The 22,215-nt window shown below is 66.7% G+C and carries 21 protein-coding genes; 17 read left to right on the top strand and 4 right to left on the bottom strand.

Going from position 1 to position 22,215, the window contains the following annotated elements:
* Positions 1–10: 10 nt before the first annotated feature.
* The 14 genes from ftsW to ACFVUS_RS39885 all read left to right on the top strand — a co-directional run bounded on the left by ftsW (position 11) and on the right by ACFVUS_RS39885 (position 16,299).
* On the top strand, positions 11–1,561 hold the full coding sequence (gene ftsW, locus ACFVUS_RS39950) for a putative lipid II flippase FtsW (RefSeq protein ID WP_387779386.1): 1,551 nt from the start codon (positions 11–13) through the stop codon (positions 1,559–1,561).
* A complete protein-coding gene (locus tag ACFVUS_RS39945; protein WP_387779383.1) occupies positions 1,558–2,790 on the top strand; it encodes a glycosyltransferase in 1,233 nt (410 codons plus the stop codon). Before ftsW ends, ACFVUS_RS39945 begins: the two co-directional genes overlap by 4 nt.
* A 79-nt stretch (positions 2,791–2,869) precedes the next feature.
* Complete coding sequence (gene murC, locus ACFVUS_RS39940; RefSeq protein ID WP_387779919.1) at positions 2,870–4,309, top strand: UDP-N-acetylmuramate--L-alanine ligase; 1,440 nt, start codon at positions 2,870–2,872, stop codon at positions 4,307–4,309.
* A 6-nt stretch (positions 4,310–4,315) separates the two neighbouring features.
* A complete protein-coding gene (locus ACFVUS_RS39935; protein WP_387779380.1) occupies positions 4,316–5,155 on the top strand; it encodes a cell division protein FtsQ/DivIB in 840 nt (279 codons plus the stop codon).
* A gap of 317 nt (positions 5,156–5,472) precedes the next feature.
* Entirely contained in the window at positions 5,473–6,744 is a 1,272-nt protein-coding gene (gene ftsZ / locus ACFVUS_RS39930) for a cell division protein FtsZ (protein WP_387779377.1), read from the top strand.
* A 211-nt stretch (positions 6,745–6,955) separates the two neighbouring features.
* Positions 6,956–7,696, top strand: a complete 741-nt coding sequence (pgeF, locus tag ACFVUS_RS39925) for a peptidoglycan editing factor PgeF (RefSeq protein WP_387779374.1) — start codon at positions 6,956–6,958, stop codon at positions 7,694–7,696.
* On the top strand, positions 7,693–8,475 hold the full coding sequence (locus tag ACFVUS_RS39920; RefSeq protein WP_387779371.1) for a YggS family pyridoxal phosphate-dependent enzyme: 783 nt from the start codon (positions 7,693–7,695) through the stop codon (positions 8,473–8,475). The genes pgeF and ACFVUS_RS39920 overlap by 4 nt, the downstream gene beginning before the upstream one ends.
* A gap of 104 nt (positions 8,476–8,579) precedes the next feature.
* On the top strand, positions 8,580–9,377 hold the full coding sequence (locus ACFVUS_RS39915) for a cell division protein SepF (protein ID WP_387779368.1): 798 nt from the start codon (positions 8,580–8,582) through the stop codon (positions 9,375–9,377).
* A 240-nt stretch (positions 9,378–9,617) separates the two neighbouring features.
* A complete protein-coding gene (locus ACFVUS_RS39910; protein ID WP_364643659.1) occupies positions 9,618–9,920 on the top strand; it encodes a YggT family protein in 303 nt (100 codons plus the stop codon).
* A gap of 71 nt (positions 9,921–9,991) precedes the next feature.
* Positions 9,992–10,816: a DivIVA domain-containing protein gene (locus ACFVUS_RS39905; protein ID WP_387779364.1), complete on the top strand. Its 825-nt coding sequence runs from the start codon at positions 9,992–9,994 to the stop codon at positions 10,814–10,816.
* Between the two features lie 91 nt (positions 10,817–10,907).
* Positions 10,908–11,111, top strand: coding sequence for a hypothetical protein (locus ACFVUS_RS39900; RefSeq protein WP_375968244.1), 204 nt, complete (start codon positions 10,908–10,910; stop codon positions 11,109–11,111).
* A 284-nt stretch (positions 11,112–11,395) separates the two neighbouring features.
* Positions 11,396–14,551 carry an isoleucine--tRNA ligase gene (ileS, locus tag ACFVUS_RS39895; protein WP_387779361.1) on the top strand — a complete coding sequence of 1,052 codons (3,156 nt, stop codon included), beginning with the start codon at positions 11,396–11,398 and terminating at the stop codon, positions 14,549–14,551.
* Between the two features lie 172 nt (positions 14,552–14,723).
* Positions 14,724–15,530 (top strand): carboxymuconolactone decarboxylase family protein, encoded by an 807-nt coding sequence (locus ACFVUS_RS39890; protein WP_387779358.1) that lies wholly within the window; start codon positions 14,724–14,726, stop codon positions 15,528–15,530.
* 229 nt (positions 15,531–15,759) lie between these two features.
* Positions 15,760–16,299 (top strand): NlpC/P60 family protein, encoded by a 540-nt coding sequence (locus tag ACFVUS_RS39885; protein ID WP_387779355.1) that lies wholly within the window; start codon positions 15,760–15,762, stop codon positions 16,297–16,299.
* Positions 16,300–16,305: 6 nt separating this feature from the next.
* Here the strand turns inward: ACFVUS_RS39885 and ACFVUS_RS39880 are convergent, their stop codons facing one another.
* The gene (locus ACFVUS_RS39880) at positions 16,306–16,719 is read right to left on the bottom strand and encodes an organic hydroperoxide resistance protein (protein WP_375968076.1); all 414 of its coding nucleotides are present in this window, start codon (positions 16,717–16,719) and stop codon (positions 16,306–16,308) included.
* A gap of 75 nt (positions 16,720–16,794) precedes the next feature.
* On the opposite strand from ACFVUS_RS39880, the gene ACFVUS_RS39875 reads away from it, so the two are divergent.
* Positions 16,795–17,337 (top strand): TetR/AcrR family transcriptional regulator, encoded by a 543-nt coding sequence (locus ACFVUS_RS39875; RefSeq protein WP_387779352.1) that lies wholly within the window; start codon positions 16,795–16,797, stop codon positions 17,335–17,337.
* A 3-nt stretch (positions 17,338–17,340) separates the two neighbouring features.
* Here the strand turns inward: ACFVUS_RS39875 and ACFVUS_RS39870 are convergent, their stop codons facing one another.
* A complete protein-coding gene (locus ACFVUS_RS39870) occupies positions 17,341–18,390 on the bottom strand; it encodes a hypothetical protein (RefSeq protein ID WP_387779349.1) in 1,050 nt (349 codons plus the stop codon).
* 53 nt (positions 18,391–18,443) lie between these two features.
* On the opposite strand from ACFVUS_RS39870, the gene ACFVUS_RS39865 reads away from it, so the two are divergent.
* Both ACFVUS_RS39865 and ACFVUS_RS39860 read left to right on the top strand, forming a co-directional pair.
* The gene (locus ACFVUS_RS39865) at positions 18,444–18,908 is read left to right on the top strand and encodes a MarR family winged helix-turn-helix transcriptional regulator (protein WP_387779346.1); all 465 of its coding nucleotides are present in this window, start codon (positions 18,444–18,446) and stop codon (positions 18,906–18,908) included.
* Positions 18,909–19,029: 121 nt separating this feature from the next.
* On the top strand, positions 19,030–20,019 hold the full coding sequence (locus ACFVUS_RS39860; RefSeq protein WP_387779343.1) for an SMP-30/gluconolactonase/LRE family protein: 990 nt from the start codon (positions 19,030–19,032) through the stop codon (positions 20,017–20,019).
* A 4-nt stretch (positions 20,020–20,023) separates the two neighbouring features.
* Here ACFVUS_RS39860 and ACFVUS_RS39855 read toward each other — a convergent pair whose 3' ends face one another.
* Together ACFVUS_RS39855 and ACFVUS_RS39850 are read right to left on the bottom strand one after the other, a co-directional pair.
* A complete protein-coding gene (locus ACFVUS_RS39855; protein ID WP_387779340.1) occupies positions 20,024–21,055 on the bottom strand; it encodes an alpha/beta hydrolase in 1,032 nt (343 codons plus the stop codon).
* A gap of 152 nt (positions 21,056–21,207) precedes the next feature.
* Positions 21,208–22,086, bottom strand: a complete 879-nt coding sequence (locus ACFVUS_RS39850; protein ID WP_387779337.1) for a UTP--glucose-1-phosphate uridylyltransferase — start codon at positions 22,084–22,086, stop codon at positions 21,208–21,210.
* Positions 22,087–22,215: the final 129 nt, after the last annotated feature.

Raw genomic sequence — 22,215 nt, 5'->3', positions numbered from 1 at the left:
CGGAAACAGAATGCCGTCTCGTGCGGCGCAGACACCGGCGCGTGCGGCCACCGATTCCGGGCACGCGGCCAAGGATTCGGCGGGTTCGGCCCGGTTCCGCAATACCTGGTTCGCGGCCTGGCTGGCGCGACCGCTGGCGTCCTTCCATCTCGTGGTCGCGATCGCGGTGCTGCTCACCGTGCTCGGACTGGTGATGGTGCTGTCCGCGTCCAGCGTGGAATCGTATGCCGTTGGCAAATCGGCGTATTCGCTGTTCATCCAGCAGGCGATGATGGCGTTGTTCGGCGCCGTGCTGTTCTATATCGCGCTGCGGATTCCCATGCGGGTGATGCGGCAGCTGTCGTTCCCGGTGTTCGCGCTCTCGGTCGTACTGCTGGTGCTGGTGCTGATTCCGGGCATCGGCCTCGAGGTGCAGGGTTCGCGGCGCTGGTTCGACCTCGGCTTCGTCTCGGTGCAGCCGTCCGAGATCGCCAAGGTGACCCTGGTGGTGTGGGGCGCGCATCTGCTGGCCTCGCGGCAGACCGAAAGGGCCGGGTACAAGGACATTTTGATGCCGCTGGTGCCCGCCGGGCTGCTGGTGTGCTTCCTGGTCGTGCTCGAACCCAACCTGTCCACCACCATCGCGCTGGGCATCGTGCTGTCCGCGCTGCTGTGGTTCGGCGGACTGCCGCTGCGCATGTTCGTCACCATCGCGGTGTCGGGTGCGGTGGCGGCGGGCATCCTGGCGCTGTCGGCCGGATATCGCTCGGACCGCATGCGCGCGTTCTTCAGCCCCGGCGATGATCCGCAAGGCATCGGTTATCAGGCCCGCCAGGCGCTGTATTCGCTTGCGGACGGCGGGATCTGGGGCCGCGGGCTGGGACAGTCCCGGGCCAAGTGGAGCTATCTGCCCAACGCGCACAACGACTTCATCTTCGCGATCATCGGCGAGGAGCTCGGCTTCCTCGGATGTGCCCTGGTGCTGGGGCTTTTCGCGCTGTTCGTGTACACCGGACTGCGCATCGCCACCCGCTCGGTGGATCCGTTCATCCGGCTGCTGACCGCTGCGGCGACCACCTGGATCACCGGGCAGGCGCTCATCAACGTCGGCTACGTGGTGGGACTGCTGCCGGTGACCGGACTCCAGTTGCCGCTGGTGTCGGCGGGCGGTTCCTCGCTCGCCATCACGCTGCTCATGTTCGGCATCATCGCCAATGCCGCCCGGCACGAACCCGAGGCGGTCGCCGCGCTGCACGCCGGACAGGACGGGCGCTTCAGCCGCCTGCTGCGACTGCCGGTGCCCGAAATGTATTCGCCCGCACGGGCACAGGCCGCCCGCGCGCGCAGCACCGCCAAGGCCAAGGCCAAGCCCAAGCCGAAATCGGGTGTGAAGCCCGCGCCGCAGCGGCGCGCGCTACCGCCCAGCGGCCGGGGTCGCTCCGAACCGCCGCGCCGCCGGTCCGTAGATTCCGATACCGCCCGGCGCACCACCAGCCGCTCCACCGAATCGTGGCGCAGCACCCGGGCCTGGGAACCCAGCTATCCGACGAAACACGATAGGGACAGGGGACATTCGAGGTGACAGTGGAGCGGCCGCTCTCGGTGATCGTGGCGGGCGGTGGCACCGCGGGACATATCGAACCCGCCCTGGCGGTAGCCGACGCGCTCCGCCGCCATGACCCGGCCATCCGGATCACCGCACTGGGCACCCAGCGCGGCCTGGAAACCAAGCTCGTCCCCGAGCGCGGGTACACCCTCGAACTGATCCCGCCCGTGCCCTTACCCCGCAAACCCACCCCGGACCTGCTCCGCCTCCCCGGCCGAGTGCTGGCCTCGATGCGCCGCACCCGCGAAATCATCGACGCGGTCGACGCGGATGTCATCGTGGGCTTCGGCGGCTATGTCGCATTACCCGCCTACCTGGCCGCCGGGCGAGGCATCGCCTCCGTCATCCCGGCGCGCTTTTGGCCGGGATCCACACGGGCTGACCTCCAACGGGATTCAATGGATCCCGGCCAAAAGCATGCCGGGATGACGAGGCGGGGGCGTAGCCGCGCAGTCCCGGTGATCGTGCACGAGGCCAATGCCATGGCCGGTATCTCCAATAAGATCGGCGCGCGCGTGGCCGCCAGAGTGCTGGCCGCGGCGGCGAATTCGGGTGTGCATGCGCGTGGGCGGGCCGATGCCGAGGTGGTCGGTATTCCGGTGCGGTCGGCGATCACCACGCTCAACCGTCCCGCGTTGCGGGCGCGGGCGCGCGAGAACTTCGGCCTGCCCGCCGAGGGGCCGGTGCTGCTGGTGTTCGGCGGGTCGCAGGGGGCGCGCAGTCTCAATGAGGCGGTGTCGGCCGCCGCGCCGCAGTTGACGGCGGCCGGGATCTCGGTCTTGCACGCGCACGGGCCGAAGAACAGTCTCACCCTCGAGGGCCTGCACGAGCCCGCGAAATACGTTGCGGTGCCGTATTTATCGCAGATGGCGCTGGCCTATGCCGCCGCCGATGCGGTGGTGTGCCGCTCGGGTGCGATGACCGTCGCCGAGGTGTCGGCGGTGGGTCTGCCCGCGTTCTATGTTCCGTTACCGCATGGCAATGGCGAGCAGGAGCTCAACGCGCGGCCCGTGGTGGCCGCCGGCGGTGGCAGAATCGTGGCGGACGCGGAGCTGACTCCGAAATACGTGATCGACGAGGTGATACCGCTGCTCAGGGATACGGATCGGCTGACAGCCATGGGTCGCGCGGCGGCGGACGCCGGACATCGCGACGCCGCGGACGAGGTAGCGCGAATTGTGCTGGAGGTGGCGGGTCGTGACTGAAGCAGCCGATACCCAACAGGCCGTGAATACGCCCGTTGAGCAGCAGACCGACCTACCGGAACTGCTGCGCCGGGTACACATGATCGGCATCGGCGGGGCCGGGATGTCGGGCATCGCCCGAATTCTGCTGTCCCGCGGCGGCATGGTGTCCGGTTCCGACGCCAAGGAGAGCCGCGGTGTCCTGGCACTGCGGGCCCGCGGCGCACAGGTGCGCATCGGCCACGACGCGAGCGCCCTGGACCTGCTGCCCGGCGGCCCGACCGCCGTGGTGACCACCTTCGCCGCCATCCCCAAGACCAATCCCGAACTGGTGGAGGCACATCGGCGCGGCCTGCCCGTACTGCTGCGCCCCGCCGTACTGGCCGAACTCATGCAGGGTCATAAGACCCTGCTGGTCTCGGGTACGCACGGCAAGACCTCCACCACCTCCATGCTGGTGGTGGCGCTGCAACACTGCGGTGCGGATCCGTCGTTCGCGGTCGGCGGCGAGCTGAACGAATCGGGCACCAATGCCCATCACGGCACCGGCGGCATCTTCGTGGCCGAGGCCGATGAGAGCGATGCCTCGCTGCTGCAGTACGCGCCGGATGTGGCCGTGGTGACCAATATCGAATCCGATCACCTGGACTTCTTCGGCACCGATGAGGCATACACCAAGGTCTTCGACGATTTCGTCGATCGCCTGCAACCGGGCGGCCGCCTGGTGGTGTGCCTGGACGATCCCGGCTCGCTTGGCCTGGCCGAGCGTTCGGTGGCCCGGCTCGCGGACGATCCGCGCGGTATCGAGGTAATCGGTTACGGTTCCGGCGATTTCGCGGGTGTGCCGATCGGCGCGCAGCTGCTGTCGTGGGAGCCGCGCGATGTCGGCGGTGTGGCGATATTCCAGCTGTCGGAGGAGCCCGCGCCGCGCACCCTGCGGCTCTCGGTACCGGGTCGCCATATGGCGCTGAACGCGCTCGGCGCACTGCTGGCCGCCCGCGCCGCCGGAGCCGATATGGGCGAAATCATCCAGGGCCTGGAGGGTTTCGGCGGTGTGCACCGCCGCTTCCAGCTCACCGGCCGGGAGAACGGCGTGCGCGTCTTCGACGATTACGCGCACCATCCGACCGAGGTGCGCGCGGTGCTCAGCGCCGCCGCCGAACTGGTGGCGCAGGAGGCCCGCGACGGCGCGCGCTCGCGCCCGGGCCGGGTGATCGTGGTCTTCCAGCCGCATTTGTACAGTCGCACCGCCACTTTCGCGACCGAGTTCGGCACCGCCCTCTCGCTCGCCGATGAGGTCGTGGTGCTGGACGTGTACGGCGCGCGCGAGGAACCGCTGCCCGGGGTGAACGGTGCGCTGGTGGCCAACTCGGTCACCAAACCCGTGCACTATCAGCCGGATATGTCGCGGGTGGGCCGCCAGGTGGCCGCGCTGGCGCGACCCGGCGATGTGGTGATCACCATGGGCGCGGGCGATGTCACCATGCTGGGCAGCCAGATCCTGGACGGTCTGCGCGCGCGACCCTCACACGGGCGGTGAGCGGACATGAGCCCGGGTGGGGGAGCGAAGGACTCGGCTGACGGTTCCGGCCGCAAGCGCGGTGCCGCCGAGGAGCCGGACGAGTGGGTGGACGAGCCTGCCGCCGAAGATGATTCGGCGGCTCGCGCGGCCCGGCGTGCCCGGCTGCGGCGCGGGCGGGCCCGGGAGGATTCGAAGCTGCTGTACTCGTGGCGCTCGCCGCGGGTGCGCATCGGCGCGGCGATCGGTCTGGTCCTGATCCTGGCGCTGGGGATCACGGCCTGGTTCACGCCGGTGCTGTCGGTGCGCACCGTGCGCGTCGACGGACTGTCCGTGGTGCCGGAAGATCAAGTGCTGGACGCACTCCAGGTGCCGGACGGGCTGTCCATGATCCGGCTCGACACCACTGCCATGGCCGAACGGGTGGCGCAGTTGCCCAAGGTCCGCAGTGTGCGGGTGCAGCGCGAATTCCCGTCCACCGTGCAGGTGACCGTTGTCGAGCGCACCCCGGTGCTCTACTACGACGCCCCGGACGGACCGCATCTGCTCGATTGCGACAGCGTGGAATTCGCGATCGAACAGCCCCCGGGCACCGCGCCCAAACTCGTCACCGACCATCCCGGCGGCAATGATCCGGCCACCCGCGCGGCCGTCGCGGTGATGGCGCTGGTGCCGCCGAGTCTGGGCGTGGGAGAGGTTGTGGCCAGATCGGTTTCGGATATTGCTCTCGAGTTGCGAGATGGGCGTACCGTGCTGTGGGGTGGGACCGGTGATTCACAGAAGAAGGCGGCGGTGGTGGGACCTCTACTCACCCAGCCCGGCAAGGTGTTCGATGTTTCGAGTCCGAATCTCGTCACGGTAAAGTGAGCGATACCCATTGGGCCACCGAAAGTTTCGGTGGCCTGCAGGAACGCTCCAGCGCCGTCCCGGCACCGGAGGGCAACCGTCCACGATACGATGCCAGGTGGACCGGACGAGGTGGATCACACAAGATTCTGATTCTCGTTTCGGCGCGCCTGCGCCCGTAACGCGGTGGCTGCGAATACCGTTCCGCACCAGTCGGATACTTGACATAAGGCTAAACCTATGGTTGAGGGTTCATCGAACCGAGACCATCCGGAACTGGCATACGGCGAGCATCCGTTAGACGACAAGCTTTTTGGATCTAAGGAAGGCGAGAGCCCATGACGCCCCCGCACAACTACCTTGCTGTGATCAAGGTCGTCGGCATCGGCGGCGGCGGCGTGAATGCCGTCAACCGGATGATCGAACAGGGACTCAAGGGAGTCGAGTTCATCGCGGTCAACACCGACGCGCAGGCGCTGCTGATGAGTGATGCGGACGTCAAGCTCGATGTCGGTCGTGAACTGACCCGCGGCCTCGGCGCCGGCGCCGATCCGGAAGTCGGCCGCAAGGCCGCCGAGGACCACAAGGACGAGATCGAAGAGGTGCTCAAGGGCGCCGATATGGTCTTCGTGACCGCGGGCGAGGGCGGTGGCACCGGCACCGGTGGCGCGCCCGTCGTGGCGGGCATCGCGCGCAAGCTCGGCGCGCTCACCATCGGTGTGGTGACCCGGCCCTTCTCCTTCGAGGGCAAGCGCCGCAGCAATCAGGCCGAGGCGGGCATCCAGGCGCTGCGCGAATCCTGCGACACCCTCATCGTCATCCCGAACGACCGCCTGCTGCAGCTCGGCGACGCGGCCGTCTCGCTGATGGACGCCTTCCGCTCCGCGGATGAGGTGCTGCTCAACGGTGTTCAGGGCATTACCGATCTGATCACCACCCCGGGTCTGATCAACGTCGACTTCGCGGACGTCAAGTCCGTCATGTCCGGTGCGGGCAGCGCCCTCATGGGCATCGGCTCGGCCCGCGGTGAGGGCCGCTCGGTGAAAGCCGCGGAGTCCGCGATCAATTCACCACTGCTGGAAGCGTCCATGGACGGTGCGCACGGCGTGCTGCTCTCGATCGCGGGCGGTTCGGATCTCGGCCTCTTCGAGATCAACGAGGCAGCCTCGCTGGTGCAGGAAGCAGCCCATATCGAAGCGAACATCATCTTCGGTACCGTCATCGACGATTCCCTCGGCGATGAGGTCCGAGTGACGGTGATCGCGGCGGGTTTTGACGGGAGCGGTCCCGCCCGGCGCATCGAACCCGCGGTCGGCCGCACCGCCACCACCACTACCTCCAGTTTCAATACCGCCCGCGCCGGTGAGGTGGCCCGCACCCCGGACTACACCACCGCCCGCACCCCCGAACCGGCCCCGGTCCGGCAGGAACCGGCCCCGGCACCGGTGGCGCAGAACCCGCCGCCGTCCTCGGGTCGCGGCCCCGCGCCGTCCTACGAATCCCCGCGCCCGGCAATGGAACCCACCGTGGCGAACAATTCCCGCAGCCATATCCAGCCCCCGGACGCCGATGACGATGACGTCGACGTCCCCTCGTTCATGCGTCGCTGACCAGCGCCGCGAAGCAACAACAATGCGCCCGCCTCCCTACGGAGGCGGGCGCGTTCGTTTGCCCGGCATGTCGCCGGTGCGGGGTCGTGCCTGCTCAGTCCAGATGTGGGCAGGGTTGGCGCGGCGGGGTGGTGTCGGCGGGCCGCGCGGGTGGTGATGACCACGCCGTCTCGGGATGGGTTGCGGGGAATTGGCCACTACTCTCGAAGGTATGACTTCTGCGGGTACGACGTATCGGACGAGACGAGTTGTCACGGCGCGGGCGGGCGGCTTCTCCCAGGCCCCCTATGACTCGTTCAATCTGGGCGATCACGTCGGGGACGATCCGGAAGCCGTGCGGCGCAATCGGGTTCGGCTCGCGGAGAGCATCGGGCTCACCCCGGACCGGCTGGTGTGGATGGAACAGATCCACAGCCGCAACGTGACGGTGGTCGACGGCCCGCGGTCCGAGCCGGTGCCCGCCACCGATGCGCTGGTGACCACCCAGCGCGATCTGGCGCTGGTCACCCTCAGCGCGGACTGTGTGCCGGTGCTGCTCTCCGATGACGAGGCGGGCGTGATCGCCGCCGTGCACGCGGGCCGGATCGGCGCGCGGATCGGCATCGTGCCCAAGGCCATCGAGGCCATGCTCGAGCTCGGCGCGCAGGTGGAGCGAATCGGCGCGTTCCTGGGCCCGGCGGCCAGCGGTCGCCAGTACGAGGTGCCCGCCGCCATGCGCGCCGATGTGGAAAAGCATCTGCCCGGCAGTGCGACCACGACCGTGCGGGGTACCCCCGGTCTGGATCTGCGCGCGGGCATCCGGCGGCAGCTGGAAACCGCCGGGGTGAGCGCCGTGGCCGTGGACCCGCGCTGCACCATCGAGGACAAAGCGTTGTTCAGTCACCGCCGTGGCGCGCCGACCGGCAGACTCGCCGGTGTGATTTGGATGGCATCGGAGGGAATTGCAGAATGACCGAGAATCCCGCCGCCGCAACCGGTTCCACGGTGGCGCAGGAGTCGCAGCTCACTTCCGCGCCCGATCGTGTCGCGCAGTTGTCGGCGGCGCTCGAGGTCCTCACCGAGCGCATCGGCGCAGCGTGCCGGGCCGCGGACCGTGCACCGGGCAGTGTGCGACTACTCCCGGTGACCAAGTTCCACCCGGCCTCGGATATCGAGATCCTCTATGGCCTCGGCCTGCGTGAGTTCGGTGAATCACGCGAGCAGGAGGCATCGGACAAAGTGGCGCAACTGCGCCACCTGTCACAAGTACGCTGGGAATTCATCGGCAGATTGCAGCGCAATAAGGCGAAACACGTTGCACGCTGGGCGGATACGGTCTATTCGGTCGACAGTGATCGGTTGGCGAGCGCCCTCGACGCCGGGGTCCATACGGCCCTGGAAGCGGGGGAGCGCACGACCCCCTTGCGTGTGCTGCTGCAAGTGAGTCTGGATGCCGATCCGGCGCGCGGAGGTGTCTCGGACAATGCCATGCTCACCCTCGCGAATCAGGTTGCGCAATCCGCATCGTTGCAGCTCGCGGGCCTGATGGCGATCCCGCCGCTGGACGCCGACCCAGACGCCGCATTCGAGCGACTCGCCCATATGCACGGCTCACTTTTGGCGGAACATCCCCAGGCCAGAGAGCTGTCCGCGGGCATGTCAAGTGATTTGGAGGCCGCGATACGCCACGGATCCACCTGCGTGCGTGTCGGTACCGCTTTGATGGGCGCTCGACCGATAACCTCGGCGTAGCAAAGAAACCTCATCAGTCACATATGAAACATATGCTTGGTGGCAGACGAGGACTGAGCAGGACAACACCCCAGGCCAACCGGGGCCGAAGGAAGGTCGACCAGATGAGCACGCTGCACAAGTTCAAGGCGTACTTCGGCATGGTTCCGCTCGAGGACTACGAAGACGACTATGTCGAGGACCGCGGCCCCCGTCCGGCCGTCGACGAACGTGCCCCGCGCCGGTCCCGGGCCTACACCGAGCGTGACTACGACCGGTATGAGCACGAGCGCTACGACGACGAGCCCGGTTACGCCGAGCCGCCGCCCTACAAGGCGCCCTACAAGCCCGCGTACGGCACCTCGCGCCGTGACGAGTACGCGGACGAATACGCGGATGACCGTGAGCGCGAACGTGATCGCTACGACGCGCCGCGTCGCCCCACCCGCATCGACACCGCCCCGTCCAGCCGCACCCGTTCCATGGGGGGTTCCGGTGGCGCCTCGATGGTGCGCGGCACCACCCGCGGCGCGCTCGCGGTGGACCCGGAGGCCGAGCGGCGCATGGAAGAGTTGCGGATGGAGGAGCGCCGGCTGGAACAGCAGCCCCCGCGCCGTTCCGCGATCTTCGAGGACGGAGGCCCCTTGTCCAAGATCACGACGCTACGCCCGCGCACCTATGCCGAAGCCGCCATCATCGGCGAGCGTTTCCGGGACGGCACCCCGGTGATCATGGACCTGGTCGAGATGAGCAACAGTGACGCCCGCCGCCTGGTGGATTTCGCCGCCGGTCTCGCGTTCGCACTGCGTGGCTCATTCGACAAGGTCGCCACGAAGGTGTTCCTGCTCTCGCCCGCCGATGTGGATGTCTCCGCCGAGGAGCGCCGCAAGCTGGCCGAGAACGGTTACTACAACCAGAAGTAAGCTGTCGCACCGGCTTTGATGATCAGCGCCGGTGTGACAGTCGTTAATGGGGGTTGCGAGGCGGTCGCCAGAGCCCGCCCAGTCCATTCACGGCCCATCGGTGGCCGGTCGGTGACGGGTGTGAGCGTGCGGCCGCGCGCGGGGGAAGATCCGGCGGAACTACGCCGAAAACCACACTGTGACCGGCGCGATCGGTGATCCTATTTTGCGCGGCACTGTTTCTGAGGCAGAGTGAACAGTGTGGCCTTGTTCCAGGTGTTGAACCTCCTGCTGTTCCTCTTCTGGCTGCTGCTCATCAGCCGAGTCATCGTCGAGTTCATTCGCAGCTTCGCGCGGGACTGGCGGCCCACCGGGTTCGTCGTGATCATCCTCGAGGCGATCTTCACCATCACGGACCCGCCCGTGAAACTCCTGAGGCGTTTGATACCCCCAGTGAATCTTGGGGGAATTAGGCTGGATCTGTCGATAATGGTCCTGCTTTTCATCGTGTTCATCCTCATGACGATCACGGGCCAGCAGGGGCAGCCGTTAGCTCATGTGTGACAGAATGAGCGGAAAGAATGCTTACCCAGATCTACCGCTAGATCTCCAACGAAGCGTGAAGGGATCGTTCCATGCCGCTGACCCCTGCCGATGTGCACAACGTCGCGTTCAGCAAACCACCGATCGGGAAGCGCGGCTACAACGAGGATGAAGTCGACGCCTTCCTCGACCTGGTCGAGCAGGAGCTCTCACGCCTCATCGAAGAAAACGCAGATCTTCGCCAGCGCGTTGCCGAATTGGACGCGGAACTGGCTGATGCCAAGAAGAATCGCGGTCCCGTTCAGGCTGTGAAGCAGCCGCCCGCGCCGGAGCCCGTCAAGGCCGCTCCGATTCCGCCGCCGGCTCCCATGCCTGTTCCCGCGCCCGTTCCGGTCAAGGCCGAGGCCCCCAGCGCGGACGCGAATCTACAGGCCGCCAAGGTGCTTTCGCTGGCCCAGGAGATGGCCGATCGCCTCACCTCCGATGCCAAGACCGAGGCCGAGCAGCTGCTCGCCAATGCCAGAGCGAATTCCGAGCGACTGGTGGGCGATGCCCGCACCCGTTCCGAGGCGATGATCGCCGATGCCCGTCAGAAGGCCGAGGCCATGCTGTCGGACGCGCAGACCCGCAGCGATTCCCAGCTCCGCCAGGCCAAGGAGAAGGCCGACGCCCTGCAGGCCGATGCCGAGCGCAAGCACACCGAGATCATGGCCACCATCACCCAGCAGCGCAGCGTGCTGGAGAGCCGGATCGAGCAGCTCAAGACGTTCGAACGGGAGTACCGGGTACGCCTGAAGTCCTACCTGGAATCGCAGCTGGAAGAGCTGGAGAACCGCGGCTCCGCGGTCCCGGTCGACGGCGGCGAGTTCGGCGAGGGCGCCTCGGGCAACGGCGCACTCCTCAAGGGCGGCAAGTAGAGTCGTAATCACGGCCATTGGTGCCGCGCTCCCCGTTCGTTGAAGCGGGAGGTGCGGCGCCGCCACCGTTTCCATAAGAGGGGTGGTGACCATGCTCGTGATGACGCTGGCTCTGGCAGCGGTGGGCTTCGGCCTGCTGGTGACAGCCCTGACCACCGGTTCGGTGATCTGGGCCTGGGGCTGCATCATTGTGTGCGTGTTAGGGGCGGTGTTACTGCTGGTCAGTGCGCTGTCGCTACGTGAACCGGAGGAAGATTCGCAGTCGCGCCCCGGCGGGCGGCACGCGAAGCATTAGACGGGCTGGAAATATCCACTGGACCTGCCCGGTTAGAATCGAAACAGTTTCACGGCGTTGATCCGGCCATCACCGGGGAGTCTTCGGAAGAACAGCGTGAGCACCGCTTTCGGTGCGCGCGCCCAGTAGAACCGAACGGGTGAGCCCGTCACAGCTCATAACGAGAGGTCCGGTCCGCAGCCGGACAAGCGGGGTGGTACCGCGGTATCGGCGCACCGGCGCCGTCATCGTCCCCGTGCCCACCGGGTCCCCGAGACCCACTGGCACGAGGAGCTGACGCCGAGATGTCCGGCGAGACCCCGACCCCCAACGCCTACCCTCGCGTCGAGCTCAGCTCCGTGACCGGGCAGGTATCGTTCCCCGAGCTCGAGCAGCGCGTGCTGGACTACTGGGCCGCCGATGACACCTTCCGCGCCAGCATCGAGAACCGTTCCGATGCAGAGGAATTCGTCTTCTACGACGGTCCGCCCTTCGCCAATGGATTGCCGCATTACGGCCATCTGCTGACCGGATATGTCAAGGATTTGATCCCACGTTTTCAGACGATGCGCGGTAAGAAGGTCGAGCGGCGCTTCGGTTGGGACACTCACGGACTGCCCGCGGAAATCGAAGCGGAGAAGCAGCTCGGTATCACGGACAAATCACAGATCGATGCCATGGGCCTCGCGGAATTCAATGCCGCGTGCAAATCCTCGGTTCTTCGCTACACGAACGAGTGGCGAAACTATGTGACGCGACAGGCACGTTGGGTCGACTTCGACAACGACTACAAAACCCTCGACCTCGACTTCATGGAATCGGTCATGTGGGCGTTCAAGTCGCTCCATGACAAGGGTTTGATCTATCAGGGTTTCCGGGTGCTGCCGTACAGCTGGTACGAGCAGACGCCGCTGTCGAATCAGGAGGCGCGCCTCGATGATTCGTACCGCATGCGCCAGGACCCGGCGGTCACCGTCGATATGGTGCTCTCGGTTCCGGCCGAGCATCCGCTCGCGCAGCTGGACGGTGCGAACGCGCTGATCTGGACCACCACGCCGTGGACCCTGCCGTCCAACCTCGCCATCGCGGTGCATCCCGATGTCACCTATGTGCACCTGCGCGCGCAGGACGGGAAGCGATACCTGCTTGCCGCCGAACGTGTTTCGCACTACACCCGGGAGTTCGGCGAGGAGCCCGAGGTGCTGTCCGAGCACTCCGGCGCGGCGCTGGCCGAGCTGCGGTACCAGCCGCCGTTCGACTTCTTCGTCGGCCATCCGAACGCGCATCGCGTGCTCAACGCCGACTACGTCACCACCGACTCCGGTACCGGCATCGTGCATCTCGCCCCCGCCTTCGGTGAGGAGGATATGGATGTCTCCACCGCCAACGGCATCGAGATCGTGCAGCCCCTCGACGCGGGCGGCAAGTTCACCTCGATGGTGCCGCCGTATCAGGGTCTGATGGTGTTCGACGCCAACCCGGTCATCATCAAGGACCTCAAGGCCGCCGGAAAGCTGTTGCGGCACGAGACCATCGAGCACTCGTACCCGCACAGCTGGCGTTCGGGTCAGCCGCTGATCTACATGGCGGTGCCGTCCTGGTTCGTGGCGGTCACCAAGTTCCGTGATCGCGCGCTGGAGTTGAACCAGCAGATCAACTGGACCCCGGAACATCTGCGGGACGGTCAGTTCGGCAAGTGGCTGGAGAACGCGCGCGACTGGAACATCAGCCGTAATCGCTTCTGGGGCGCGCCGATCCCGGTGTGGGTGTCGGACGATCCGCAGTACCCGCGCGTGGACGTGTACGGCTCGCTCGACGCGTTGGAGCGTGACTTCGGCGAGCGCCCGACCGATCTGCACCGGCCGATCATCGATGATCTGGTGCGCCCGAATCCCGATGACCCGACCGGGAAGTCGATGATGCGGCGCGTGCCCGAGGTGCTGGACTGCTGGTTCGAATCCGGGTCCATGCCGTACGCGCAGGTGCACTACCCGTTCGAGAACAAGGAGTGGTTCGAGGGCTCCGGCGATCAGGCCGCGCACAGTCCGGGCGATTTCATCGTCGAGTACAACGGCCAGACCAAGGGCTGGTTCTACAACCTGCATGTGCTCTCCACCGCGCTGTTCGATCGACCGGCGTTCAAATCGGTTGTGGCGCACGGCATCGTGCTGGGCGATGACGGCCTCAAGATGTCCAAGTCCAAGGGCAACTACCCGGATGTCTTCGAGGTCTTCGACCGCGACGGCGCCGATGCCATGCGCTGGTTCCTGATGGCCTCGCCCATCCTGCGCGGCGGCAACCTCATCGTCACCGAGCGCGGCATCCGCGAAGGCGTCAGCCACGCGCTGCGCCCGTTGTGGAACGCGTGGACCTTCCTGAACCTGTACGCCTCGACACCCGGTGTGTGGCGCACGGATTCGCAGAATGTGCTGGATCGCTACATCCTGGCCAGGCTGGCCGCGACCCGCGATGTGATGACCGATGCCCTCGAGGGTCTCGATATCGCCACCGCGGCAGAGGAATTGCGGTCCTTCGCTGACGCGCTCACCAATTGGTATGTGCGCCGGTCGCGTTCGCGGTTCTGGGAAGAGGATCGCGATGCCATCGACACCCTGCACACGGTGCTCGAGGTCATCACCCGGCTGGCCGCGCCGCTGCTGCCGCTGATCACCGAGGTGATCTGGCGCGGGCTCACCGGTGGTCGTTCGGTGCATCTGACCGATTGGCCGAGCGCGTCCGAGCTGCCCGGTGATCCGGAACTGGTCGCGGCCATGGATGAGGTGCGTGTGGTCTGCTCCACCGTGCTGGGGCAGCGCAAGGCGCAGAATCTGCGTGTGCGGCTGCCGCTTTCGGAGCTCACCGTGGCGGCCGAGGACGCCGAGCGGCTGCGCCCGTTCGCCGATCTCATCGCCGATGAGGTGAACGTCAAGAAGGTCGATCTCACCACCGATGTGGCCTCGCACGGCCGCTTCGAACTCGTGGTGAACGCCCGCGCCGCCGGACCGCGCCTGGGCAAGCAGGTGCAGACGGTGATCAAGGCGGTCAAGGCCGGGGAGTGGAGCGAGGCCGCGGACGGCACCGTCACCGCCGCCGGTATCGCGCTGCTGCCCGAGGAGTACACCCAGCGCCTGGTGGCCGCCGAACCCGAATCCACCGCCGCGCTGCCCGGCAATGCTGGTCTGGTGGTGCTGAATTCGGTGGTCACCGAGGAACTCGAGGCCGAGGGCTGGGCCCGCGACCTCATCCGCGACCTCCAGGAAACCCGCAAATCGCAGGGCCTGGACGTCTCGGACCGGATCACCGTGATCCTCGAGGTCCCCGCCGACCGCAAGGGCTGGGCCGAAACCCACCGCGACCTGATCGCCGGTGAAATCCTCGCCACCACCCTGACTTTCGGGGACGCGGGCGCGGATGCCGCCGAGATCGTCGGCGGCGTCAAGGTTTCCGTCACCAAGGCCTGACGGTCGGACAGCTCGCAAGGGGCGCAGCCATCGCGGCTGCGCCCCTTCGTCATCTCGGGACAGCCCGGAATGTCGCGCGCGGGATGGAGGTTGCGGAGTTGAGGATGGGTTGGGCCATCGCCCGGCTCGCAGCGTCAACTCAGGTGTGTCAGTTCAGGGAAGGAAGTCCGGTATGAGCTCCAGCCCCACCGCCGATGATCGTTTCCAGCGTGGTTTGGAGGTGCTCGACCAGGTCGGTGGCCCGACCGGGCGCGCAGTGGTGAACAGTCTGGCCGATATCGCACCTGATCTGGGCAGATACGTGGTCGAGTTCGGGTACGGGGATATCTACTCGCGGCCCGGGCTGACGCTGAAACAGCGGCAGATCATCACCATCGCCGCGCTGACCGCGCTGGGGCATGCCGCCCCGCAGTTGCGCTGGCATATCGACGGCGGGCTCACGGTGGGGCTGACCCCGGCCGAGGTGGTCGAGACGATCATCCAGGTGGGGGTGTACGCGGGTTTCCCGGCGGCGCTCAATGCCATCTCGGTGGCGCGGGCGGCCTTCGCGGATCGGCCGGAGGTCGGAAATCCGGTGTCGGAGTCCGATATTCGGCCCGAGGAGACAGGGCAGGAGCGCTACCGGCGCGGGCTGGCCAAGCTCGATGAGGTGGATGGCGATGCGGCCGAACACATTTTCGCCGCCCTCGCGGACACCGCTCCCGACCTGGCGCGCTACATCGTCGAATTCGCCTTCGGTGATGTGTACTCCCGCACCGGCCTGGACCTGAAGACGCGTGAGCTGGCGACCATTGCCGCGTGCACCGCGCTCGGCACCGCCGGACCGCAACTCCGCGTGCACCTGCACGGTCTGCTCAATGTGGGCGGCACGCGCGAGGAGGCCGTGGAGGCGATCATCCAGCTCGGCGGCTACGCCGGATTCCCGGCGGCGCTCAATGCCATCACCGCCGCTCGAGAGGTGTTCGCCGCCCGGGAGTGAGCTGGGTCTCGAGACTCGCCCGCCGGATACCCCTTGTGAAGCATGTGACTGATGAGATAGAACAGCAACTGTAGAGCTAACGTTTAGCTTTATGGTGTTTTCGAGATGTATCGCTAGTTCCAGTCGTAAGCGCTGAATCTCACGTCACACCGGGCAGCGTGGCCCGTTTGCAGGTTGATTGCTTGCTGAGTGTCGTGCCTTCGGCGTGGTTGAGCTGAAGGGCGAGTGCATGACACGAAGACTGCTGCGCCGATCCGCGTCGTTCCTGACGACTGCCGCGGCCTTGACTCTCACCGGCGCGCTCTCCCTGGGCGCGGCGCACGCCGATACCGGATCCGCCGCCTCGGGTTCCTCCTCCGGCAGCGGTAGCGGTTCCGCCTCCGGAAGTGCCAGTGGTTCGGCACAATTGCCGATCACCAGTCCGCGCGCCATGATCGCACTGGGACTGGCGCAGACCCAGACCGGTAAGCCGTACCGCTGGGGCGGGGTGGGTCCGGACGCCTGGGACTGCTCCGGTCTGGTCCAATGGGCGTTCCGCAGCGTCGGCATCGATATGCCGCGCACCACCTGGCAGCAGGCCGAGGTGGGCCTGGAGGTCCCGGTCGGGGCCGTGCAGCCGGGCGATGTGGTGATTCTGAACGGCGATGCCTCACACGTGGGCATCTATGCCGGCGGCGGGAACGTGCTCAACGCCTATGACTGGGGTGTCCCGGTCGGGTTGAGCCCGCTCGCGCAGTTCGAGATCTACGATATCCGCCGCTTCTACTGAAAGTCGTTACTCCACAACCAGTTCCACCGGGATATTGCCCCGGGTGGCATTGGAGTACGGGCAGACCTGATGGGTGGCCTCGATGAGCGCCTGTCCCTGCTCGTTGTGCAGATGCTCGGGCAGTTCCACGCGCAGTACGACGGACAGGCCGAAAGCGCCGCCTTCGAGGGCGTTCAGGCCGACCTCGGCGGTGACCGAGGCGTCCTCGGCGTCGAGCTTCATGCGCTTGGAGACCAGTTGCAGCGCGCTCGCGAAACACGCGGAGTAACCGGCCGCGAAGAGCTGTTCGGGATTGGTCCCCGCGCCGTCGCCGCCCATTTCCTTGGGTCGGGCCAGGGTGAGATCGAGGATGCCGTCATCGGTGTACGAGCGGCCGTCGCGACCGACCGAGGTGGCGACTGCGGTGTAGAGGGGTGCCATGACTGCCTCCTAGACAGACTAGTCTGTTCACGTGCTCCCTCAGAGTAGACAGATCTGTCTGCTATCGTCAAGGGTATGAGCGCAGCCCGCGAGAGATTGTTGGAGACCGCCACCCGGCTCTTCTATGCCGAGGGCATCCACACCGTGGGCATCGACCGCATCATCGCCGAGGCGGGCATCGCCAAGGCCACCTTCTATCGCCACTTCCGGACCAAGGACGATCTGGTGGTGGCGTATCTGGTGCGCGAATACGACCGGCAGCGCCAGGTTTTGGAGTCGGTGCCCGGTGCCGGCGCGGACGGCATCGTCACCATTTTCGAGAAGCTCGGCGAACTCAGCTGCGGTCCGGGTTTCCGGGGCTGCCCGTTTCTCAATGCCGCCGTGGAGTTTCCGAATCCGGAGCACGCGGTGCGCGGGGTGGTGCGGGACTATCGCGACTGGTTCCGTGAACTCATGGCCGAACGGCTGCGCGCCGCCGGTCACCATGAGGTGGACCAGGCGGCGCGCGCACTGCTGTTGACTCGGGACGGCGTGGCCGTCAGCGGGGGAGTGGGCGATACCGAAACCGTGCAGGCCGGGGTGCGAACGGCCTTGGCGCAGCTCGATATTCGCCGCTGAGCGTCAGACCCCGACCGTCTCCTCCATCTCCTCCTCGGCCTCCTCCTGGGCTTCGGCCGCTGATTCGGCCACTGCCGCATGCTTGGGAGCCGTTGCCGCCTGGCGCTTTTCGGCATACGCGGCCGCGACCATGATCACCAGCCCCGCGCCGAACCAGGCGAACAGGCTCAGTAGTCGCGAGTCGAAGCCCGCGCTGTCGAAGTAGAGCAGGCTGCGCGCGCCTTCGACGAAACCCGCACCGTTCCAGAAGGAGTGCAGTGCGCCGAAGAAATCGTTCTGCAACCACGGGGTGTAGACGCCGCCGGAGGTGGTGAAGTTGAGCATGACGAACACCACCATCATGGCGAGCGTGGTCCAGCGCTTCAGGAAGGTGTGCGCGCCGATGCCCACGGCCAGGATGCCCGCGGAGTAGAGCCAGGACATGGCCCAGATGGCGGCGCTGTCGTGATCCACCACGTGGAAGACCGGGCCCGCGAGCGCCAGCCCGATCAGGCTCACCAGCAGCGAGGTCACCAGTCCGATGAGGCCTTTGATCCACATGGACAGTCCCGCGCCCGCCGCGCCGATGGCGGCGACACTGCCGTACGAGCCGATGCTCAACGCGACCAGCAGGAAGAAGATGCCCTGTCCGGTGGGATCGCCGGAGGCGGCGGTGGTGACATCGGTGATGGTCAGCGGCACACCCTGTTTCGCGGTGACCTGACCGAAGACGGCCTCGGCGGCCATGGCGGTGGTATCGGATCCGGCCTTGGCGACCAGTACCTCGGGATGCTGTGCGTCGGGGATGAACGCGCCCGCCAGATCGCGAGTGCGCAGCTGGGCAACGGCATCGTCGCGGCTGGGCAGGGTGATGACGTCCAGGGCGCTGCCGCCGGTGTCCTTCAGTGTCTGCGCGAGCACCTTGACCTGCGCGCTGTCGCCCACCACCGCGACGGCGAGGTGATTGGGTGAGGGCTGATGGAATGCCCCCAGGTAGGCGAGTCCCATGCCCAGGCACATGAGCAGCGGGGTGAGCAGATGGGTGGCGACGTGCCGGATCTGATGCGGGGCCATGGAATCTCCGAATGGTTGGTAAATGCAACTATATGAGGTTGTACTATACAACTATGGAGACCGACCCCGCATTCCCGGGTGCCGCGCCCGCCGAGACCGGCCGTGCGGACGCCATCGCGGTGATCCAGCGTGAACTCACCGCCTTCTCGCGCCGTGCCCGCGGCCGCGCCGCCGAATTGCATCCGGAGCTCTCGCTGGTGGCGTCGAGCATTCTGGATCTGGTGATCGAGCGGGACGGTTGCCTGGCCAGTGATCTGGCCGGACACTTCCATCTCGACAAATCGACGATGAGTCGTCAGGTGGCGACGCTGGAGCGGCTGGGTTATCTGGCGCGCGAGGTGGACCCGGCCAACCGTCGCAATCACATCCTGCGTGCGACCCCCGAGGGTCGCCGGGTGGCGGGTGCGGCGGCGCGCGTTCGCGCGGCCGCGTTCGCCGACCGCCTCCGCGATTGGGATGATGCGGACATAGCGCGCATGGCCGACTATCTGGTCCGCTACAACGCCGCCGACGAGTAGTTGATGAGTAAACGAAACCGCTTGGAGTTCAATCGATTTCGTTGATCCGGTGCGGCGGCGCTGGCTAGAATGAGCCCCGTCTCGCCGGTCGGGGCGAGATCTTCCGTCGGAGGGTGGGCCTATGTCCCATGGGTCGAACGGTCTCGCGAGTCGGAGTGGCCGCCGGGTGGTGACCGCCTGCGCCGGGGTGATGCTGCTCACCGCCGCGACCGGATGCGGCGGTAACGAGGATGCCGGCGGATCGTCCGCCACCGGTACCCGCGCCGCGCCCGGTACCGTCGTCAAACCCGGTTCCCTGGAAGGCTTCTCGACGCCCGAGAGCGTGTTGTTCGCCGGGGACCGCTGGTTCATCTCCAATGTGGGGGCGAAGGCCGATGCCACCGGCAAGGACGGTGACGGCTATCTGACCGAATTGAATTCGGCCGGAACCGTGACCGCGCGGCGGGCCATGCCGCGGCCCGGCGATCCGCCGTTGAACGCGCCGAAGGGGTTGGCGCGCACGGACAATCGGGTGTTCGTGGCCGATATCGATCGGGTCGTCGGCTATGACGTCGATACGCACGGGCAGGTATTCGAGGCCGCGCTCGGCGGGGAGGGCCCCGCGCTGCTCAATGATCTGGCACTGCTGGACTCGCATACGCTGCTGGTCACCGATACCGCGCGCGGCAGTGTGTCCCGGCTCGACCTGGAGACCAAGCGTTTCGAGCCGGTCGCCGCCGGGCTTCCCGGGGCCAATGGCATCGCGCTCGATTCGACGGGCAAGCTCGCCTATGTGGTCGGCGTCGGCGCGGATTTCGGCGGTGGTGACGTATGGCGGCTCGACCTCGCGCAGAATCCGGTGGTGCCGCAGCGAATCGGTGCGGTGCACGGTGTGCTGGACGGGCTGGCGGTGCTGGCCGATGGTACCCTGGTCGTCTCGGATTGGGTGGTGAGCCAGGGTGATCAGCCGGGCCGGATCACCACCTACCGTCCGGACGGGACCGAGGTGACCCCGGTGCAACTGCCCGAGAACCTGCACGGCCCAGCCGATTTCACCGTCGACGCGGCGGGACGGAACCTGTGGGTGCCCGCCATGCCGGACAATCGCGTGGTGATAGTCCCACTGCCGTAGGGGTTTACAGCTCCAGGCCCTTGGCCAGCACCGGCCAGGAGGCGCGCAACGCATCCTCCCAGTAACCCCACGAATGCGTGCCTGCCTGGCTGATCTCGAAGGTCGCCGGGATATCCAGTTCATCGAGTTTGACCTGCAGGTTCCGGGCGCACCAGTCGCTGGCCGCCTCCAGAATGCCGCCGACCAGCAGCTGCTGCATGATGCCGCCGTCGGCCGGGCCGAGGCTGCGCACATCGGAGAGATTGTCGTGCCGCCCGGGCAGTCCGCTGCCATTGGAGATGTAGAGCTGGAGTCCGCGCAGATCCTCGGCGTGCACGTACGGATCGTTCTCCGCCCATTCCGGATCGGTATCGGGCCCATACATATTGGCGGGATTGCCGCCGCCGATGGACACCACCAGTTCGGCGAATTTACGCCCGATGGGATCGCTGATCTGCGCGCATCCGCTGTAGGCCGCGACCGCGCGATACAGACCGGGCTTGGCGATCGGCAATTGCAGCACCGAGGTGCCGGACATGGACATGCCGACGATGGCGCGTAAACCGTTGGTGCCCAACGCCCCGTCGATGAGCGGTGGCAGCTCCTCGGTGAGGAAGGTCTTCCACATGTTCACGCCGAGCTTGGGATCGGTTGCGCGCCAGTCGGTGTAGTAGCTGAACGCGCCGCCGATCGGCATCACCACGTTCACGTTCTTATCGGCGAAGAACTGGGTGGCGTCGGTATTGCGCTTCCAGTTCGCCGTATCCTGGCCGCCCCCAGCGCCATTGAGCAGGTAGAGCACCGGGCGCGGCGCGGAGGCGTCGGCGGGACGCTGCACCTCCACCGTGTACTCGGCGTTCATGGCCTCCGAGTACACGTGCAGGGTGAGGTTGTGCGCATCCCTGATCTCGAAGCGGGTGATTCGGGAGCCGTCCTCGGAAACCGGTGTGGCAGCGAGGGTCGCGCCGTTCGTGATCGGGTCGGGTGGGGCCGCCTCAGCCGTGCGCGCGCTGAGCGAACCGGTGACTACACAGGTCACGGCGGCAAGCGCCGCCATCCGGATACCTGTTCCGAACATGAGCGTACTGCCGCACCGCAAAACCGAACTCCCACACTAGCCCAGCAAGATCCAGTGGGGATGATCGTGGTTTGTTGCCCCTATGTTTCACGTTTTGACCAATTGGACGCTGGCGTGTTTGTGACGCGCGCCTACTCCTTCACGAGCTGGCGCAACAGCGGACCGTACTCGGGATGTGCCAGCGCGGAGGCGAATTGGGCCACCAGGTAGTCGGCCGGATTGCCGGTGTCGTACCAGGTACCGCGAATGACCTGGCCGTACACTGGATTCGAGGCCGCGAAGATATTGATGGCGTCGGTGAGGTAGACCTCGCCGGTGCGATGCGTGTACCAGTTGTCCACCTGGCGGCGCAATTCCGCGATGATGCCGGGCGTCACCACGTACCCGCCGATGGCGGCGAAGCCGGACGGCGCGTCGGCGGGCTTGGGCTTCTCGATCAGGCCGCTGATCCGCATGAGGCCGTCGGCCTCGGTCTCCTCCACCACCGGGACGCCGTAGCGCTGGGATTCGGAGGGGTCCATCGGCACCAGGGCCAGGACGGGCGCGCCGGTCTTCTCGTAGGCGTTGATGAGCTGCTGGGCGCGCGGCACCCCGGCGACGAATACGTCATCGGGCCACAGCACCAGCATGGGCTCATCACCGAGGGTGCGGGCGGCATTCAGGACCGGCGTGCCGTTGCCGTACGGGCCGTGCTGATCGAGGTAGGTGATATGACCCTGTCGGCTCAGTTCGCCGACCTCCTCCACCGCGTCGGCGTAGGCGGCCTTGCCGTCGGCGCGCAGTTGCGCGACCAATTGCGGGTTGGGCCGGAAGTGGTCCTGGATCAATGACTTTCCGCCGCTCACCACGATGGTGATATCGGTGATGCCGGAGTCCACCAGCTCACGCACCGTGTGTTCGATGACCGGCTTATCGCCGACCGCGAGCATTTCCTTGGGGATCGCCTTGGTCAGGGGCAGCAGGCGGGAGCCGATGCCCGCCGCGGGAATCACGGCCTTGCGAATCGTCATGACATCCATCCTCACACACCGCCTTGGCCCTACCTGTCGGTAGTGGCGCGTAGATTCCCGAGCGTGAACACCTCTGCCCATTCCGCGCCCGAGCGCATCGTGCCTGGTCGTGGCGCGCTCGCGGGTGCG

Source organism: Nocardia sp. NPDC058058, assembly GCF_042885355.1.
GTDB lineage: Bacteria > Actinomycetota > Actinomycetes > Mycobacteriales > Mycobacteriaceae > Nocardia.
Note: the sequence above shows the minus strand (reverse complement) of the source record. Positions and strands in the feature narration are given on the sequence as shown.